The following is a 17350-nucleotide window of genomic DNA, read 5'->3' on the forward strand; positions in this document are numbered from 1 at the left end:
TGACGCTGGGCATGGGCGAGAGGCGGCATCATCGGGTCTCCATGATGGGGGCGGTGGGGGTGGCCAGTGGCTCGGGCAGGGCCTGCCAGAAGTGTTCCAGGGCGGCGGAGGCGACGCCGGGATGGCGATAGAGGCGGATCTCCAGGGGGACCTGCCAGCGGGCATCGCCGGAGGCGACCAACTCGCCCCGGGCCAGGGCCGGGGCGGCCAGCCGCGCCGGCAGCCAGCCGAGGCCATAGCCGAGGCCGATCAGCTCGCGAACGTTGTGACTCTGGATGCTCTCGTTGAGGACCCGGAAGGCCGGGGTCTCGCCGAGGCGCGAGAGGTGTGCCTGGATGGCGCCATGCATCAATCCCCGGGGATGAAAGCCGATCAGGGGCAGGCTCTCCCGGGGGCCGCTGCCCAGGGAGAAGCGCGGACGTCCATCGGCATCCGGCACCGAGAGGGGAAGCAGGCGCTCCTCGCCGACCCGTCGATAGTCGCCCTCGACCTCGGGGAGCCCCGGCGGCAGCGCCTCTTGGGGCCAGTAGCAGAGCACCAGGTCGCACTCGCCCCGGTCGAGGGCCTGAAAGTAGTCATCGATCAGCCAACCGGTGGCGCGCAGATAGGGCTCCAGGGGCGGCTCCTCATGGTGGGCCGCCAGCCATTCCGGCAGGAAGTGGGAGAGCAGGCTCTGGGGCGCCGCCAGGCGCAGGCGGTTGGCCTGGGCTTCGGCGAGCCGCGACAGCCGTTCCCGGGTGCCCTGCACCCGCCGGGTGACCTCGTCGCAGAGGCTCAGGAACTCCTCGCCGGCCGGGGTCAGGGAGAGGGGCAGGGTCTGGCGGTTGACCAGGGTGGTGCCCATCTCCTCTTCCAGCAGCTTGATGCGTCGCGAAAAGGTGGGCTGGGTCACATTGCGCGCCTCCGCCGCCCGGGAGAAGTGCCGGGTGCGGGCCAGGGCGATAAAGTCTTCCAGCCAACGAATTTCCATGATCTATAGGGTTTGCCGAAACTATTATTGGATTTGTTCCATATGGCAGTGAATTCTGCCATCTGGGCGGTCGTTTCTCTACAGTCGTCCCTACAAGCGTCCCTACAGGCGTCCCTCCTCGACGCCATGGCAGGCCACCTGGCTGCCATCGGCCTGGGCCCTCAGCCTCGGCACCTCCCGGCGGCAGCGGGCGTCGGCATGGGGGCAGCGCCCATGGAAGACGCAGCCGGTGGGCAGGTTCACCGGGGTCGGCACCTCGCCGGTCAGGCGAATCGGCTGGGGGCGGTCGTCCTCCAGGCGCGGAATCGCCGAGAGCAGCGCCTGGGTATAGGGGTGGCGGGGCGTGGCGAACAGGGTCCGGGTCGCTGCCACCTCGCAGACGGTGCCCAGGTACATCACCGCGACGCGGGTGCCGAAGTGCTCCACCACCGCCAGGTCATGGGTGATGAACAGGTAGGTGAGGTGGCGCTCCTGCTGGGCATCCATCAGCAGGTTGAGCACCTGGGCCTGAATGGACACGTCCAGCGCCGAGATCGGCTCGTCGGCGACGATAAATTCCGGGTCGACCGCCAGGGCCCGGGCGATGGCGATGCGTTGGCGTTGACCGCCGGAGAACTCGTGACCGAAGCGCGCGCCCCATTCCGGGTCGATACCCACCGAGGCCATCACCTCGTCCACCTTGGCGGTCACCCGCTCCCGCCCCCAGTCGGGATGGTGCAGGCGGATCGGCTCCTCCAGGGTCTGCTGAATCGTCATGCGCGGATTCAGCGAGGCATAGGAGTTCTGGAAGATCATCTGCATGCGCTTGCGATAGGGCAGCAGCGCCTTGGGCGAGAGATCATCGATCCGCGTCCCGTCGTAGTGGATCTCCCCGGCACTGGGCGAGAGCAGCCCCATCACGGTGCGCGCCACCGTGGACTTGCCGCAGCCGGATTCGCCGACCACGCAGAGCGCCTCGCCGCGCCGGATGCTCAGGTCCACGCCGTTGATGGCATGCACGAACTCCTGATGGCGCACCAGGCGACCGCCCTTGAAGCGTAGCTGCTCGAGGAAGTCGCCGGAGAGATCGAAGCGCTTGCGCAGGTCGCGGATCTCCAGCAGCGGGGCATTCTCCTGGGCCGACGGAGGTGCCGGCTGGCGTCGGGGCTCGGTAGGCGTCTCGGTGTGGGGCAGGGCCTGGGCGGTCATGGGCGATCCTCCTCGGTGGCGGTGGCTTCCCGGGCCAGCATCTCCGCCACCATATGGCAGGCCACCCGGCAGTTGCCGGAGGCCACGAAGTCGGGCACCTGGCGGGAGCAGGCGGGGCGCTCCTCGCCATCGGCGCGGGTCACGAAGTCGCAACGGGGATGGAAGGCGCACCCCGAGGGCAACTGGGTCAGCGGCGGCATGCTGCCACGGATCTGATTGAGGTGGCTGCCCGGGGTGGCCATCTGTGGCAGGGCGTTCATCAGCCCCTGGGTGTAGGGGTGCTGGGGGTCGTTGATGATCTCCCGGGTCGGCCCGGCCTCGATCACCCGTCCCGCGTACATCACCAGCATGCGCTGGGTCACCTGGCTGACCACCCCCAGGTCGTGGGTGATCAGGATCAGGCCGACGTTGTGCTTCTCGCACAGCTCCAGCAGCAGGGTCATGATCTCCGCCTGGATGGTCACGTCCAGCGCCGTGGTGGGCTCGTCGGCGATGATGATGTCCGGGTCCAGCAGCAGGGCGATGGCGATGATCACCCGTTGACGCATGCCCCCGGAGAGCTCGTGGGGGTACTGATCGAGGCGCGTTTCCGGGGAGGGGATCTGCACCTGCTGGAGCTTGTGCAGGGCGATGGCCCGGGCCTCCCGGGAGCCGATGCGGCGATGCGCCTTGAGGCACTCGACCATCTGCTCGCCGATGGTCAGCACCGGATTGAGGGTCATCATCGGGTCCTGGAAGATCATCGACACACGGTTGCCGCGGATGCGCCGCAGCTGCCGCTCGCCGAGGCCGATCAGTTCCTGGCCGTCGAAGCGGATGCTGCCGCCGGCGATATAGCCGGGCTTGGCGATCAGGTTGAGCAGGCTGAAGGCGGCCACCGACTTGCCGGCGCCGGATTCGCCCACCAGGCCGAGGCGTTCGCCGCGATCCAGGGTGAAATTGATATTGCGCAGGGCACGCACCTCGCCCTGGCGCAGGGCGAAGCGCACATCCAGGTCGCGAACTTCGAGAAGTGCCATAAGAGGTGCTCCTTAGCCCTTGTAGAGACGCGGGTTCATGACGTCGCGCAGCCAGTCGCCGAGCAGGTTGATCGACAGCACCAGCACCACCAGGAAGGCGCCGGGAATCAGGGTGATCCACCAGGCCCCGGACTGCAGGTAGTCGAAGCCGGCCTTGATCAGCGAGCCCAGCGACGGGTGGGTCTCCGGCATGCCCAGTCCCAGAAAGGATAGTGCCGCCTCGGAGATGATGGCGTTGGCGATCTGCACCGTGGAGATGACGAAGATCGGCGACAGGGTGTTGGGCAGCACATGGCGGAACATGATGCGCCGCGACTTCAGGCCCATCACCTTGGCGGCATCCACATACTCCTTGCGCTTCTCGGCTAGCACCGAGGCGCGTACCGTGCGGGCGTACTGGGGCCATTCGGCCAGGCCGATGATCAGGATCAGCATCAGGATGGCGTAGTCGCTGTAGAAGCCGCCGCCCAGGGTGGCCTTGACCACGGCCCCCACCACGATGGCCACCATCAGGGTGGAGAAGGAGAGCTGGATATCCGCCAGGCGCATCAGCAGGGCATCCACGCGGCCGCCCAGGTAGCCGGCCAGCAGGCCGAAGACCACCCCCAGCAGGGCCTGGAGCAGCACCGCGCCGAAGCCGATCAGCAGCGACACCCGGGTGCCGTAGAGGATGATCGACCAGAGGTCGCGCCCCTGGGCGTCGGTGCCCAGGGTGTAGGCGGGGTCACTGCCGTCGATCCAGAAGGGCGGCAGCTCCGAGGCGAGGATATCGATCTGCGCCAGGTCGTAGGGGTCGGTGGGGGCCAGCCAGGGGGCCAGCAGCGCCATGCCGACCAGGGCGAGCAGGGTCGCCAGGCACAACTGGGCGCCGCGGTCGCGCTTGAAGCTGTACCACAGATAGGAGTCGCGCAGCCGCTGCCAGCGGCCCCCGGCCGGGGTCGCCGCCGGGGAGGAGGAGGTCGTACTCATGCGGGCTTGCCTGTCAGTTTGACGGTGGGGTTCACCAGGCCGTAGATCAGGTCCACCAGGGTGTTGGTGACCACGAAGATGACGCCGACGATCATCAGGTAGGCGACGATCAGCGGGATATCGGCGCGGTTGATGGCGTCCAGGAACATCAGGCCCATGCCGGGCCACTGGAAGACCGTCTCGGTGAGGATGGTATAGGCCACCATGGTGCCGATCTGCACCCCGCCGACGGTGATCACCGGCAGCATGGTGTTCTTCAGGGCATGCACGAAATAGATGCGCCGCACGCCGATGCCCTTGGCCCGGGCGAACTTGACGTACTCCGACTGCAGCACCTCCATCATCTCGGCGCGGATCAGGCGGATAAACAGCGGCAGCATGATCGAGGCCAGGGCCACCGAGGGCAGCACCAGGTGCGTCAGGCCGCCGAGGCTGGCCAGGTTGGTCTCCCAGTGGCCGACCACCGGCACCAGGTCCTGGCCGCGACCGAAAGAGGGCATGCCGCCGTGGGTGGAGAGCAGGCCGTTGAGCCAGGCGCCCCAGGCGGTGGACTCGGGGAAGAAACTCACGGTGATGCCGATGGAGAAGACCTGGATCAGCAGGATGGCGGTGAGGAAGACCGGAATCGAGATGCCGATGATCGAGGCGCCCATAAAGAAACGCGAGATCCAGGCGCGGGGCTTGATGGCGCTGTAGACGCCGATGGGCACCGACAGCAGCACGATCAGCAGGGTGGCGCCGAAGACCAGCTCGAGGGTCGCCGGCAGGTGACGGGCGATCACCTCCAGGGCCGGCTCCCGGTAGAAGTAGGAGGTGCCGAAGTCACCACTCAGGGCATTGCCGGCGAAGCGCAGGTACTGCACATGGAAGGGGTCGTTGAGGCCGAACTGCTCGCGGAGCGCCTCACGCTCGCTCTCGGGGACCGATTGGCCGACCATCTGCTGGATGGGATCGCCCAGGTTGTCCTGGATGGCGAAGGCGATGACGCTGATGATGAACATCACCAGCAGGGCGTGCATCAGCCGCTTGGTAAGAAAGGCGATCATGGGGGTAAGCCTGTCTGGGGTGTGGCTAAAGGACCCCCTCGCCCATCACGGGCGAGGGGGCCGGCCATCGGGGCGATGGCCGGGGGGGATCACTCGCCCTGGATCACCAGGTCGCCCAGGTAGGGGAAGTCGAGGGCATTGACCACCGGGGCAATGTCCACGCCATCGCGGGCGCCATAGGCCAGGTTCTGCCAGTGCAGCATGATATAGCCGGCGTCCTCATGGAGCATGGCCTCGGCCTCCTGGAGCATGGCATTGCGCGCCTGGGTATCGGTCTCGCGGTCGGCGCGGGCCACCAGGGCATCGATCTCCTCGTTGCAGTAGCTGCCGTAGTTGTACTGGCCGGCGCCGGTCTCGGTGTCGATGCAGGCGGAGAGGTACTGGAAGAAGTTGGCGCTGTCCTCGGTGTCGGCGTGCCAGCCGATCATCGCCATGTCGGAGGTGCGCTCGTCATACTCGGGCCAGTACTGGGCCAGCGGCATGGTGCGCAGGTTCACGTCGATATTGATGCGCGCCAGCATATTGGCCACCGCCTGGGCGATCTGGGCGTCGTTCACGTAGCGGTTGTTGGGGGCGATCATGTCGATGCTGAAGCCGTCGGCGTAACCGGCCTCGGCCATCAGCGCCTGGGCCCGTTCCACATCATAGCGCGGGGTCAGCTCGGGATTGTGGCCGGAGTAGCCGGGGGGCGAGAACTGCGCCGCGGGGCTGGCGAAGCCGCGCATCAGGCGGTCGGCGATGCCCTCCTGGTTGATGGCGTAGGCCACCGCCTGACGCACCCGAGGATCGGCGAAGGCCTCGACCCGTGCCTGATTGAGTTGCAGGCCGATGATCCGCGTGCCGGGCACCTCCACCAGGTCGATGCCCTGGGCCTCGCGGACCCGCTCCAGGTCGTTGGGGGGCACCGCATCGATAAAGTCGACGCCGCCGGAGAGCAGGGCCGAGACCCGGGCGGCGTTCTCGGCGATGGGGGTCAGCACGATACGCGAGACATTGCCCTCGCTGTCCTCGTCCCAGTAGTCGTCGAAGCGCTCCATCTCCACCCGCACGCCCTGGCGACGCTCGGTGACGATAAAGGGACCGGTGCCGGAGATATGGCGCGAGGCGAAGGAGTTGCCGGCCTTGACGATCTCGCCGCGATCGCGGCCATCCTCGGTGGTGCCGGTGTAGAACTGGCTGTCCATCGGGAAGATATAGGTGGCGAGGTTGAGCAGCAGCGGGTAGGGACCGTCGGTGGTGATCTCCACGGTATGCTCGTCGATCGCCTCGGCCCCGGCGATGGGCTCGAAGATGGCCCGGTAATCGGGGCTCTCCTTGAGCCGTTCGAGGGTCCAGACCACGTCCGCGGCGGTGAAGGGGTTGCCGGAGTGGAAGGTGACGTCTTCGCGCAGGCTCAGGCGCACGGTGGTGTCGTCGACCTGCTCCCAGGCAGTGGCCAGGCGCGGCTCGAACTGAAAGTCCTGGGTCCAGCGCACCAAGGGGTCGAAGGCCAGGTGAGAGAGCCGCAGCATGCCGCCGGAGAGCTGCTCATGGATATCCAGGGTCTCCGGGTCGGCGGTATAGCCGATGCGCAGGGTCTCGGCGGAGACGCTGGCGGGGAGGGCGGTGGCGGCCAGGGCGGCGCCGATCACGGACGCCAGCAGGGTCTTCTTGAAAGTCATGTCGTCGTATCCCTAACGGGTTGTTATGTGTTGTGACGACACTAACCATAGAGAGCCCCGCGGAATCGGCACAATCGAAATAATGACAGTGCCTATACGCCAACCGCATCATTGCCCGGGGAATCGGTGGCCGGGTCCCATGGGACGGGGTGGCCCCATGGGACCTTAGCCTGCCGGGTTTAGGCCTTCGATACGGTAGAGGGAGTCCACCTGGTCGAGGCGCTCTACCGTGCAGCCCAGGTCGGTGACATGGCCATCCTTGAGGCCATAGACCCAGCCGTGTACCGCCAGCGGCTGGCCCCGCTGCCAGGCATGCTGGACGATCTTGGTGCGGCACAGGTTGTTGACCTGGGCCTGGGCATTGAGCTCGCACATGCGGTCCACCTGCGCCTCCAGGCTGAGGTGGCTCAGTTCCTTCCGGTGCCGGGCATAGAGTTCGCGCACCGAATGCAGCCAGATATCCACCATGCCGTTGTCGCCGCCCTCCACGGCGGCACGCACCCCGCCGCAGCCGTAGTGGCCCACCACCATGATATGGCGTACCCGAAGCACTTCGACGGCGTACTGCAGGACCGAGAGGGCGTTGAGGTCGTTGTGGTGGAGGAGGTTGGCCACGTTGCGATGCACGAAGACCTCGCCGGGGGGCAGGTCGATGATCTGGTTGGCCGGGACCCGGCTATCGGAGCAGCCGATCCACAGGTAATCGGGATTCTGCTGCTGCGCCAGACGATCGAAGAAGCCGGGATCCTGCCGGCGGACCCCGTCGGCCCATTGGCGATTGCGCTCGACGAGGCGTTTGATCTCTTTTTTCATGCATTCGCTCTGTGGCTGGGCGAGTGGTGCGCCAGGGGGAGGCGCCACCGGAAGCCTCTAGTCTACCGCGGTGAGGAGAAAAGTGGGCCGTCCATCGGTGGTGATCTATGACATTGATAGTTATCGCCTATCTGGCCAAGAGCCTGTCAAGCCCGGGTGCCGGTGGTATCATCGCGCCATCCCTTTCGTCCAAGGTTTCAGGAGAACTTCGTGTCCCAGTTCGATTATGACCTCTTCGTCATCGGCGCCGGCTCCGGCGGCGTGCGTGCCGCCCGCACCGCGGCGGCCACCGGTGCACGCGTCGCCGTCGCCGAGGATCGCTACCTGGGGGGCACCTGCGTCAACGTCGGTTGCGTCCCCAAGAAGCTCTACTCCTACGCGGCCCATTATCATGATGCCTTCGAGGAGAGCGCCGGCTTCGGCTGGAGCCTGGCCGAGGCGCCACGCTTCGACTGGGCGACCCTGCGCGACAACAAGATCGAAGAGATCAAGCGCCTCAACGGTATCTATGGTCGCCTGCTGGAGGGCGCCGGGGTGCGCCTGATCAATGGCCGAGCCAAGGTGCTGGATGCCCATCGCGTCGAGGTGGCCGGCGAGGTCCTGAGTGCCGAGAAGATCCTGGTGGCCACCGGCGGCTGGCCCTGGGTGCCGGACTTTCCCGGCAAGGAGCACGTCCTGGACTCCAACCGGGTCTTCGATCTGGAACGCTTTCCCCAGCGTTTCCTGGTCCTCGGCGGCGGCTATATCGCCGTGGAGTTCGCCAGCATCTTCAATGGCCTGGGCAGCGATACTCACCTGGTCTATCGCGGCGAGCTGTTCCTGCGCGGCTTCGATAACGAGGTCCGTGAGTTCACCCGGGACGAGATGGCCAAGAAGGGCGTCAACCTCCACTTCGAGACCAATATCGAGCGCATCGACAAGGAGGGCGAGGTCCTCAAGGTGATGCTCACCAGCGGCGAGGTGCTGGAGGTGGATGCGGTGCTGGCGGCCACCGGGCGCAAGCCCAACCTGGCCGGCCTGGGGCTCGACGCCCTGGGCGTCGAACTCGACGAGGACGGCACCCTCAGGGTCAACGAGCGTTTCGAGACCTCGGTGCCCTCCGTGCTGGCCCTGGGCGATATCATCGGTGGCCCCGAGCTGACCCCCGTGGCCCTGGCCGAGGCGATGCAGATGGTGCAGGCGCATTTCGGCGAGGGTACCCCCAAGCCGCTCGACTACGACAAGATCGCCACCGCGGTCTTCTGCCACCCCAATATCGGTACCGTGGGGCTCTCCGAAGAAGCGGCCCGGGAACGCTGTGGGGCCATCCGCGTCTACCGCACCGACTTCCGGCCCATGAAGCACACCCTCTCCGGCAGCGAGGAGCGCTGCCTGATGAAGCTGATCGTCGATGATCAAAGCGACGTGGTGGTGGGCGCCCATATGGTGGGCGAGGAGGCCGGCGAGGTGATCCAGGGGATCGCCATCGCCGTGCGGGCCGGCCTGACCAAGGCCGACTTCGATGCCACCGTGGGCATTCACCCCACCGGCGCCGAGGAGTTCGTGACCCTGCGCAGCGTCAGCCGCCGCTAGCCACAGTAAGTCACCGCAGCGTCATGCCGGCGTCATCCGCCGTCGGCACCCTGAAGGCCATCCCGCGTGGATGGCCTTCGTCGTTATCGGCTGGCGTAAAGGACCAACGGCCGCGGTATCCGCGACTAAACTCAGGGTGATGAGTGGCCTCACTCAGTGAACATAACCAGGGATTATGGATACGCCCAACGATGATAAGGCGCCTTTTGATTTATGCATAAATCCTTGTTATCGTAGTGGGCGAATTCGCCAACAGCGAACTATAACCATGAACGTATCGACGCATCCCTTCACCCCCTCCTCCGATCTGGCCCGCCCCAGCGTGGCCGACGCCGTGGTGGGAAATCCCCAGTCACCGCTGTTTATCCGCAAGCCCAATCCGGACGACGGCTGGGGCATCTATGAACTGGTCAAGGCGTGTCCGCCGCTGGACGTCAACTCCGCCTACGCCTACCTGCTGCTGGCGACCCAGTTCCGCGATACCTGCGCGGTAGCCACCAACGAGGAGGGCGAGATCGTCGGCTTCGTCTCCGGCTACGTGAAGAGCAATGCGCCCGACACCTATTTCCTGTGGCAGGTGGCGGTGGGTGAAAAGGCCCGCGGCACCGGCCTGGCCCGTCGCCTGGTCGAGGCGGTAATGCGCCGCGAGGAGCAGGCCGAGGTGCGCCACCTGGAGACCACCATCACGCCGGACAACGAGGCGTCCTGGGGACTCTTTACTCGCCTGGCCGATCGCTGGCAGGCGCCCCTGAACAGCCGCGAGTATTTCTCCACCGATCAGCTCGGCGGCGAGCACGATCCGGAAAACCTGGTGCGTATCGGCCCCTTCCAGCCGGCGCTGATCTAGGTCCCACCCCCGATTCGCTGGCGACGGCCCTGCGGCCGGCGCCACTCACCCTATTGATTCCCGTTTCGCTAGGAGATCCAATGCAGACCCAGATTCTTGAACGCATGGAATCCGAAGTTCGCACCTATTCCCGTTCCTTTCCGGTGGTCTTCACCAAGGCCCAGGGCGCTCGCCTGACCGCGGAAGACGGCAAGGAGTACATCGACTTCCTCGCCGGTGCCGGTACCCTCAACTACGGCCACAACAACCCCAAGATCAAGCAGGCGCTGCTCGATTACCTGGCCTCCGACGGTATCGTCCACGGCCTGGACATGTGGACCGAGGCCAAGCGCGACTACCTGGAGGCCCTCGACGAGGTGATCCTCAAGCCGCGTGGCCTGGACTACAAGGTGCATCTGCCGGGGCCGACCGGAACCAACGCGGTGGAAGCCGCGATTCGCCTGGCCCGGGTGGCCACCGGTCGCCACAACATCATCTCCTTCACCAACGGCTTCCATGGCGTGACCATGGGCGCCCTGGCCACCACCGGCAACCGCAAGTTCCGCGAGGCCACCGGCGGCATCCCCACCCAGGGCGCCGCCTTCCTGCCCTTCGACGGCTACATGGGCGAGGCGGTGGATACCCTCGACTACTTCGAGAAGCTGCTGGGCGACAACTCCAGCGGCCTGGACCTGCCCGCCGGGGTCATCGTCGAGACGGTGCAGGGGGAGGGCGGCATCAACCCCGCCGGCCTCGACTGGCTCAAGCGCCTGGAGAAGATCTGCCGCGAGCACCAGATTCTGCTGATCGTCGACGATATCCAGGCCGGCTGCGGCCGCACCGGCAAGTTCTTCAGCTTCGAACATGCCGGCATCACCCCGGATATCGTGACCAACTCCAAGTCGCTGTCCGGCTATGGCCTGCCGTTCGCCCATGTGCTGATGCGTCCCGAGCTCGACAAGTGGAAGCCGGGCCAGTACAACGGCACCTTCCGGGGCTTCTCCCTGGCCATGGTGACCGCCGCCGCCGCGCTGCGCACCTACTGGAGCGACGACAAGCTCGAGCGCGACGTCCAGCGCAAGGGGCGCATCGTCGCCGAGCGCTTCCAGCAGCTGGCCGACTATCTGGGCGAGAAAGGCATCACCGCCTCCGAGCGCGGTCGCGGCCTGATGCGCGCCCTGGACGTGGGCAGCGGCGAGCGTGCCGACAAGATCACCGCCGAGGCCTTCCAGCGCGGCCTGGTGATCGAGACCAGCGGCCACGACGGCCAGGCGGTGAAGTGCCTGTGCCCGCTGACCATCGGTGATGAAGACCTGCTCGAGGCCCTGGATATCCTCGAGGCCAGCGTCAAGGCGGTCTTCTAAGCCGCGTCACCCACCCTGACTTAACCGGGCGCCCGGAGAGGGCGCCCGTCACCGCTTCAGCATGAGGATAGTGCGATGATCGTTCGTAACCTGGAAGAGGCCCGCAAGACCGACCGCCTGGTCAAGGCCGAGAACGGCAACTGGGATAGCACCCGCCTGAGCCTCGCCGACGACGGCGGCAACTGCTCCTTCCATATCACCCGTATCTTCGAGGGTACCGAGACCCATATCCACTACAAGCACCATTTCGAGGCGGTCTACTGCATCGAAGGGGAAGGCGAGGTGGAGACCCTGGCCGATGGCAAGATCTGGCCGATCAAGCCGGGCGACATCTATATCCTCGATCAGCACGATGAGCACCTGCTGCGCGCCCACAAGACCATGCACCTGGCCTGCGTCTTTACCCCGGGCCTGAGTGGCAATGAAGTGCACCGCGAGGATGGCTCCTATGCGCCGGCGGACGAGGCCGACGACAGCCAGCCGCTCTGAGATCGTGCCTGATCGATTAGCTAGGTAAGACGCGCCCCCGGCCATGGCCGGGGGCGCGCTCGTCTGGGTTCAGTCGTCGAGATTCGAAGCGTCATCCATCGTTATCGCGCCCGTCGATCTCGATGGGCAGTCAATAGCCATACGAGCAGGCGTGACCATAAGGATCGGCGGTGTGCCGGGTCCCGGCACACAGCTACGCATAATGTATATTATGTTAAATCAAGGCTGGGAGCCCGGCACCTGACATGGTCGTTGAGCCTCTCTCGCAAGCCTCGCCACATTGACAGCTTGCGCCGCTCTGTCATGATGTTGTCGCCGTTTCCGGGTGTCCTGAACCATCGACGGATGCCCTTGCGTTGGCAAGGACCGCCGCGCGCGGCGCTTCTCTTATTGGCCATCATCGCAGCCACCGACGAAACGGTAAGACCCGCAAAGGACCCACGCCCACCCATGTTCTCTTCGCCGCGATCACGACGCCTGACATCCCTGACGCTGACCGGACTCGGTCTGTTGCTGCTCGCGGGGTGTGTCCGCCAGCCCGTCGTCGAGCCCGAGCCACCTCCCGTCAGCGCCGCGGCCTTCCAGGCACGCATGGATGCCCTGGAAACGCAGCTGGTGGCGCGTTGCGATAGCCGCCTCGACTGGCAGGATCGCCAGGCCCGCCTGGGTCGCTACCTGCTGGCGGATATCCGCGAGCTGGGCGATCGCCTGAGCGCGATGCGCGACGACCTGGCGCGGCGTGACGAGGCATCACCGCCGTCCGGCCGCCAGTGCGAGAGCGTCGACAGCTCCCAACTGGAGGGCAAGCAGGTGCTGGGCCGTGCGGAGTGGATCGGGCTGCCCGAGGTCGGCACTTATCTGCGCGCGCGGGTCGACTCGGGGGCCAACACCTCCTCGCTCTCGGCCCAGGAGATCACTCCCTTCGAGCGGGACGGCCAGGACTGGGTGCGTTTTCGCCTGGGACTCACCGATGACGACGTGGTGGTGGATGGCGTGCGCGAGGCGTGGATCGAAGCCCCGGTGGAACGGCGAGTCCGTATCCTCCAGGCCGCCGGCAGCGAGTCGCGTCCGGTGGTCAGCCTGGTGATGACCCTGGGGCCGATTCGCCAGCCGGTGGAGTTCACCCTCAATGATCGCACCCACCTCAACTACCCGGTACTGCTGGGGCGCCGCTTTATGATGGATATCGCGATAATCGATGTGGCCGAGCGCTACCTCCATCCGCGACCGGAGTTCCCCGGTGGTCGCCCCGCCGACGAGGCCGCCGCCGATGAGGCGCTAGACCTGGACGACGGCGAGTCCTGAATGCTCCGCGGGTCGGCTCGCCGACCGAGCCAGTGCTATTACTCCGGGCCGGCCCCCGCCGCCCGGTTCGATCAAGGAAGCCCCCATGTCGCGACTGCCCTTCTATCTGCTGGTAAGTGTGCTGATGCTGGCCGGTATCGGCCTGAGCCTGCATCGCCATCTGCAATTCGACGTACCCTGGCTCCCCGGTGAGCAGCGCCAGGTATGGGAAATCGAGGCCCAGGTGAACCTGACCGCCCATGGCGAGCCGGTGATCGTCGATATGGCCTTGCCCAGCCATCAGCAGGGCTATCGGCTGTTGACCGAGCACACCGCCTCCTCCGGCTATGGCCTGGCGTTTCGGGAGGAGAACGGCGGCCGTCGGGCCCAGTGGACCATCCGCGAGGCCAATGGCTCCCAGCAGCTCTATTACACGGTGCAGATGCTGGTGGCCCCGGACGCCGAGGCACCGCCGCAGGCCCTGCCCGCCCTGCCCCGTCAGATCCTCTGGGAACGCCCCTACGATACCGCCGCCCGTCAGGTGATCGAGCGCGCCTGGGCCCGCAGCGCTTCGCCCTTTACCTTCGCCCGGGAGCTGATCCGCGACATGAGCGGCGATCGTCAGAGCGAGAACACCCGCCTGTTGCTGACCCAGTACGACCGCGCTCCCCTGCTGGTCCGGCTACTCAACCAGGCCGGTATCGCCGCCCGGGAAGTCAGTGGCCTGCGCCTGGAGGATGGGCGCCGCCGCCAGAGCCTGGCGCCGTGGATTCAGGTCTTCGACGGCAACGACTGGGCGCTGTTCCACCCCGAGACGGGCGAACAGGGGCGCCCCGATGACCTGCTGCTGTGGGAGAGCGCCGGGGAAGCGGTGCTGGAGGTCCAGGGGGGCAGCAACTCCCGGGTCAGTTTCTCCATTCTCACCCATAATCAGCCGGCGGCCTCGGCGGTACGCAGCCAGCTGGCCGACGATACCCTGCTCAACTTCTCCATTCACAGCCTGCCGCTGGAAGAGCAGGCGCTCTTCCAGACCATCCTGCTGATTCCCATCGGCGCCCTGGTGGTGGTGCTGCTACGTATCCTGGTGGGGATCAAGACCTCCGGGACCTTTATGCCGGTGCTGATCGCCCTGGCCTTTATCCAGACCAGCCTGTCAACCGGGCTGATCGGCTTCCTGCTGGTGGTCTCCGTGGGGCTGGTGATTCGCAGCTACCTGTCGCACCTCAACCTGCTGCTGGTGGCGAGGGTGTCGGCGGTGATCATCACGGTCATCGCGATCATCTCCATCTTCTCGGTGCTCTCCTACCGTTTCGGCCTCAACGCCGGCCTGACCATCACCTTCTTCCCGATGATCATCCTCGCCTGGACCATCGAGCGGATGTCGATCCTCTGGGAGGAGGAGGGTCCCAAGCAGGTACTGATCCAGGGCGGCGGCAGCCTGCTGACCGCGGTGCTGGCCTATCTGGCCATGAACAATCCCTGGATTCGTCATATCACCTTCAACTTCCTGGGCCTGCAGCTGGTGCTGATGGCGCTGATCCTGCTGGCGGGTAACTACACCGGCTATCGGTTGCTGGAGCTGCGTCGCTTCAAGCCGGTGGCGGAGGATTGAGCATGGCGACCTCCCCTTCGAGCGTCCTGGCCTGGGCCCTGGGCTGGACCCGTCCGGGCAAGCTGCATGCCAAGGGCATTATCGGCATGAATCGGCGCAATATCCGCTATATCGGCCGCTACAATCGGCGGCGTCTCTACCCTCTGGTGGACGACAAGCTCAAGACCAAGCTGCTGGCGGAACGCCATGGCATCACCACGCCGGCATTGATCGGCACCGTGACCACCCAGTTCGGGGTCAAGCAGGTGGCGGCGCTCGTGGAAGAGCGGCAGGGGTTCGTGATCAAGCCCGCCAAGGGCAGCGGCGGCAAGGGCATCCTGGTCATCGAGAGGCGCGATGGTGACGCCTACGTCAAACCCAGTGGTGCCCACCTGAGTCGCGAGGACCTGGAGCGGCATGTCTCCAATATCCTCTCCGGGCTCTACTCCCTGGGCGGCTCGCCGGATGTGGCGGTGATCGAGGATCTGATCCACTTCGATCCATCGTTGACCGAATATACCTACGAGGGCGTGCCGGATATCCGCGTGATCGTCTTCCAGGGCTACCCGGTGATGGCCATGATGCGCCTCTCGACGGCCGCCTCCGATGGCAAGGCCAACCTCCACCAGGGCGCCGTGGGGGTGGGCCTGGATATCGCCACCGGCACGGCGCTGCGGGGCGTGCAGTTCGATCGTCCCCAGGCCAGCCATCCGGACACCGGCCATGAGCTGGCCAGCCTGCGGATTCCCGACTGGGGCACCCTGCTGACCCTGGCCGCGGGGTGCTATGAGATGACCGGCCTGGGCTACCTGGGCACCGATATGGTGCTCGATGCGCGACATGGCCCGATGTTGCTGGAACTCAATGCCCGTCCCGGCCTGGCGATTCAGATGGCCAACGGCGAGGGCCTGCGCGCTCGACTCGATCTGATCGAGCGGCAACCCGCCGGGCTCCCGGTCGCCGATCGGGTCGCCTTCGCGCAGCGCCATTTCGCGCGGGCCTCGGAGCTGCCGGTATCCGGGGTGCCGGCCTGAGCCCCGGCGGCTGCCGGCGGGTCCGGCCTCTGGTAGACTGAACGCTGGTATCGACAGGACCCTTTTTCATGCCCCATTCCCGACAACTGCTCGAGCGGGCCGAGCGCCAATGCCAGGCGAGAGGCGCACGTTTCACGCCCATTCGGCGGCGCGTCCTGGCGCTGATCGCCGACTCCCCGGGGGGTCTCAAGGCCTATGACCTGCTCGATCGGCTGGCCCTGGAGCACGCGGCGGCCCGCCCTCCCACCGTCTATCGGGCCCTCGATTTCCTGATCGAGCAGGGCCTGGTACACCGCATCGAATCCCTCAATGCCTATGTGGCCTGCCCCTGTCCCGAGCACGCCCATGGCTTTCAGCTGTTGATCTGCCGTCATTGCGGGCGCGTCGAGGAATTGCACCTGGACGACGTGGATGCCCAGCTCGCCGGGCGCGCCCGGGAACTGGGGTTCCGCGTCGAGCGTCAGACCATCGAACTGCTGGGTAGCTGCGACGACTGCCGCCAGGGGCAGGCCGCTTCGGCCCCGACCCTGGAAGCGAGCCAGGGATAGTGCCCTGCCCTTTTTTATTACCGCGATTGCGAGAGTCACATGAGTGAGCTGTTCAAGGCGCTGGAGCGCGCCCCCCTGGATACCCGCGAGTCCACTGACCGACTGCTGGATGCGCTGGCCTGGAACGACGCCGGGCTGATTCCCGCCATCGCCCAGCAGCATGATAGCGGCGAAGTGCTGATGATGGCCTGGATGAACCGCGAGGCCCTGGAGGAGACCCTGCGTAGTGGCCGCGTCTGCTACTGGTCCCGCTCGCGGGGCAAGCTGTGGCGCAAGGGCGAGAGCTCCGGCCAGCAGCAGCACCTCAAGTCAGCGGCCCTGGACTGCGACGGCGACACCCTGCTGCTGCAGGTCGACCAGACCGGCCCCGCCTGCCACACCGGGCGGCGTCATTGCTTCTATGTGAGCCTGGATGCCGACCAGGGGCGCGTCGATAGTGAGCCGCTGATCGACCCGGACACCCTCTATGGGCCGGGCAAGGCCTAGCATGCGCCGCCCGGCCGGCGGGCTCGCCGCCTTGCGACGCGGCCTGGCTGCCTCGCTGAGCCGGCTGCTGGCTGCCTTGATGATCGGCCTGGTGCGCCTCTACCAGTGGGGGATCAGCCCCCTGCTGGGCCCCCGCTGTCGCTACTGGCCGAGCTGCTCCCACTACACGGTGGAGGCCCTCCGGGTGCATGGCCCCCTCAAGGGGGGCTGGATGGCGGCTCGGCGCATCCTGCGCTGCCACCCCGGCGCCGAGGGCGGCATCGACCCGGTCCCCGGCGGCCCCAGCGAGCGACTCTGCCGCGAAGACCCCGAGCTCGACGAGCACTTACGGCCCCGCCACGACGACTGCCGAGACCATTGAAGCCCCTCCTCGCCCTGCCCCCTGACTGACGTAGTAGCCCGCTACCACCTCGCGCGATTCGCGCCGTGCCAGAATGATTCTCTCCGCCGGTGGCGGAGACGCCAATCACAAGATCACGAGGAGGAGTGA

At 66.4% G+C, this 17350-nt stretch carries 17 protein-coding genes; 10 read left to right on the top strand and 7 right to left on the bottom strand.

What is annotated here, in order from left to right:
• Positions 1-28: 28 nt before the first annotated feature.
• The 7 genes from NFU04_RS01005 to can all read right to left on the bottom strand — a co-directional run bounded on the left by NFU04_RS01005 (position 29) and on the right by can (position 7666).
• Positions 29-970, bottom strand: coding sequence for a LysR family transcriptional regulator (locus NFU04_RS01005; RefSeq protein ID WP_251307680.1), 942 nt, complete (start codon positions 968-970; stop codon positions 29-31).
• 102 nt (positions 971-1072) lie between these two features.
• Positions 1073-2158, bottom strand: coding sequence for an ABC transporter ATP-binding protein (locus NFU04_RS01010; RefSeq protein WP_251307681.1), 1086 nt, complete (start codon positions 2156-2158; stop codon positions 1073-1075).
• The gene (locus tag NFU04_RS01015; protein ID WP_251307682.1) at positions 2155-3177 is read right to left on the bottom strand and encodes an ABC transporter ATP-binding protein; all 1023 of its coding nucleotides are present in this window, start codon (positions 3175-3177) and stop codon (positions 2155-2157) included. The genes NFU04_RS01010 and NFU04_RS01015 overlap by 4 nt, the downstream gene beginning before the upstream one ends.
• A gap of 12 nt (positions 3178-3189) precedes the next feature.
• Entirely contained in the window at positions 3190-4146 is a 957-nt protein-coding gene (locus NFU04_RS01020; protein ID WP_251307683.1) for an ABC transporter permease, read from the bottom strand.
• The gene (locus NFU04_RS01025; RefSeq protein WP_251307684.1) at positions 4143-5192 is read right to left on the bottom strand and encodes an ABC transporter permease; all 1050 of its coding nucleotides are present in this window, start codon (positions 5190-5192) and stop codon (positions 4143-4145) included. Before NFU04_RS01025 ends, NFU04_RS01020 begins: the two co-directional genes overlap by 4 nt.
• A gap of 89 nt (positions 5193-5281) precedes the next feature.
• Positions 5282-6853, bottom strand: coding sequence for an ABC transporter substrate-binding protein (locus tag NFU04_RS01030; protein WP_251307685.1), 1572 nt, complete (start codon positions 6851-6853; stop codon positions 5282-5284).
• 165 nt (positions 6854-7018) lie between these two features.
• Positions 7019-7666: a carbonate dehydratase gene (gene can, locus NFU04_RS01035; protein WP_251307686.1), complete on the bottom strand. Its 648-nt coding sequence runs from the start codon at positions 7664-7666 to the stop codon at positions 7019-7021.
• A 210-nt stretch (positions 7667-7876) separates the two neighbouring features.
• On the opposite strand from can, the gene gorA reads away from it, so the two are divergent.
• The 10 genes from gorA to yidD all read left to right on the top strand — a co-directional run bounded on the left by gorA (position 7877) and on the right by yidD (position 17221).
• Positions 7877-9238, top strand: coding sequence for a glutathione-disulfide reductase (gene gorA, locus NFU04_RS01040; protein WP_251307687.1), 1362 nt, complete (start codon positions 7877-7879; stop codon positions 9236-9238).
• Positions 9239-9506: 268 nt separating this feature from the next.
• Positions 9507-10085 (top strand): diaminobutyrate acetyltransferase, encoded by a 579-nt coding sequence (gene ectA / locus NFU04_RS01045; protein ID WP_251307688.1) that lies wholly within the window; start codon positions 9507-9509, stop codon positions 10083-10085.
• Between the two features lie 80 nt (positions 10086-10165).
• Entirely contained in the window at positions 10166-11428 is a 1263-nt protein-coding gene (gene ectB, locus NFU04_RS01050; RefSeq protein ID WP_251307689.1) for a diaminobutyrate--2-oxoglutarate transaminase, read from the top strand.
• A gap of 75 nt (positions 11429-11503) precedes the next feature.
• Entirely contained in the window at positions 11504-11917 is a 414-nt protein-coding gene (locus NFU04_RS01055; protein ID WP_251307690.1) for an ectoine synthase, read from the top strand.
• A 450-nt stretch (positions 11918-12367) separates the two neighbouring features.
• On the top strand, positions 12368-13222 hold the full coding sequence (locus tag NFU04_RS01060; RefSeq protein ID WP_251307691.1) for an ATP-dependent zinc protease family protein: 855 nt from the start codon (positions 12368-12370) through the stop codon (positions 13220-13222).
• 85 nt (positions 13223-13307) lie between these two features.
• On the top strand, positions 13308-14813 hold the full coding sequence (locus NFU04_RS01065) for an inactive transglutaminase family protein (protein WP_251307692.1): 1506 nt from the start codon (positions 13308-13310) through the stop codon (positions 14811-14813).
• Positions 14814-14815: 2 nt separating this feature from the next.
• On the top strand, positions 14816-15826 hold the full coding sequence (locus NFU04_RS01070; RefSeq protein ID WP_285835099.1) for an alpha-L-glutamate ligase-like protein: 1011 nt from the start codon (positions 14816-14818) through the stop codon (positions 15824-15826).
• Between the two features lie 68 nt (positions 15827-15894).
• Positions 15895-16374 (top strand): transcriptional repressor, encoded by a 480-nt coding sequence (locus NFU04_RS01075; protein WP_251307693.1) that lies wholly within the window; start codon positions 15895-15897, stop codon positions 16372-16374.
• Between the two features lie 39 nt (positions 16375-16413).
• On the top strand, positions 16414-16860 hold the full coding sequence (gene hisI, locus NFU04_RS01080) for a phosphoribosyl-AMP cyclohydrolase (RefSeq protein ID WP_251307694.1): 447 nt from the start codon (positions 16414-16416) through the stop codon (positions 16858-16860).
• A 1-nt stretch (position 16861) separates the two neighbouring features.
• Positions 16862-17221 (top strand): membrane protein insertion efficiency factor YidD, encoded by a 360-nt coding sequence (gene yidD / locus NFU04_RS01085; RefSeq protein WP_251307695.1) that lies wholly within the window; start codon positions 16862-16864, stop codon positions 17219-17221.
• Positions 17222-17350: the final 129 nt, after the last annotated feature.

Origin of the sequence: Halomonas sp. NCCP-2165, assembly GCF_023708045.1 — a bacterium.
Lineage (GTDB): Bacteria > Pseudomonadota > Gammaproteobacteria > Pseudomonadales > Halomonadaceae > Bisbaumannia > Bisbaumannia pacifica.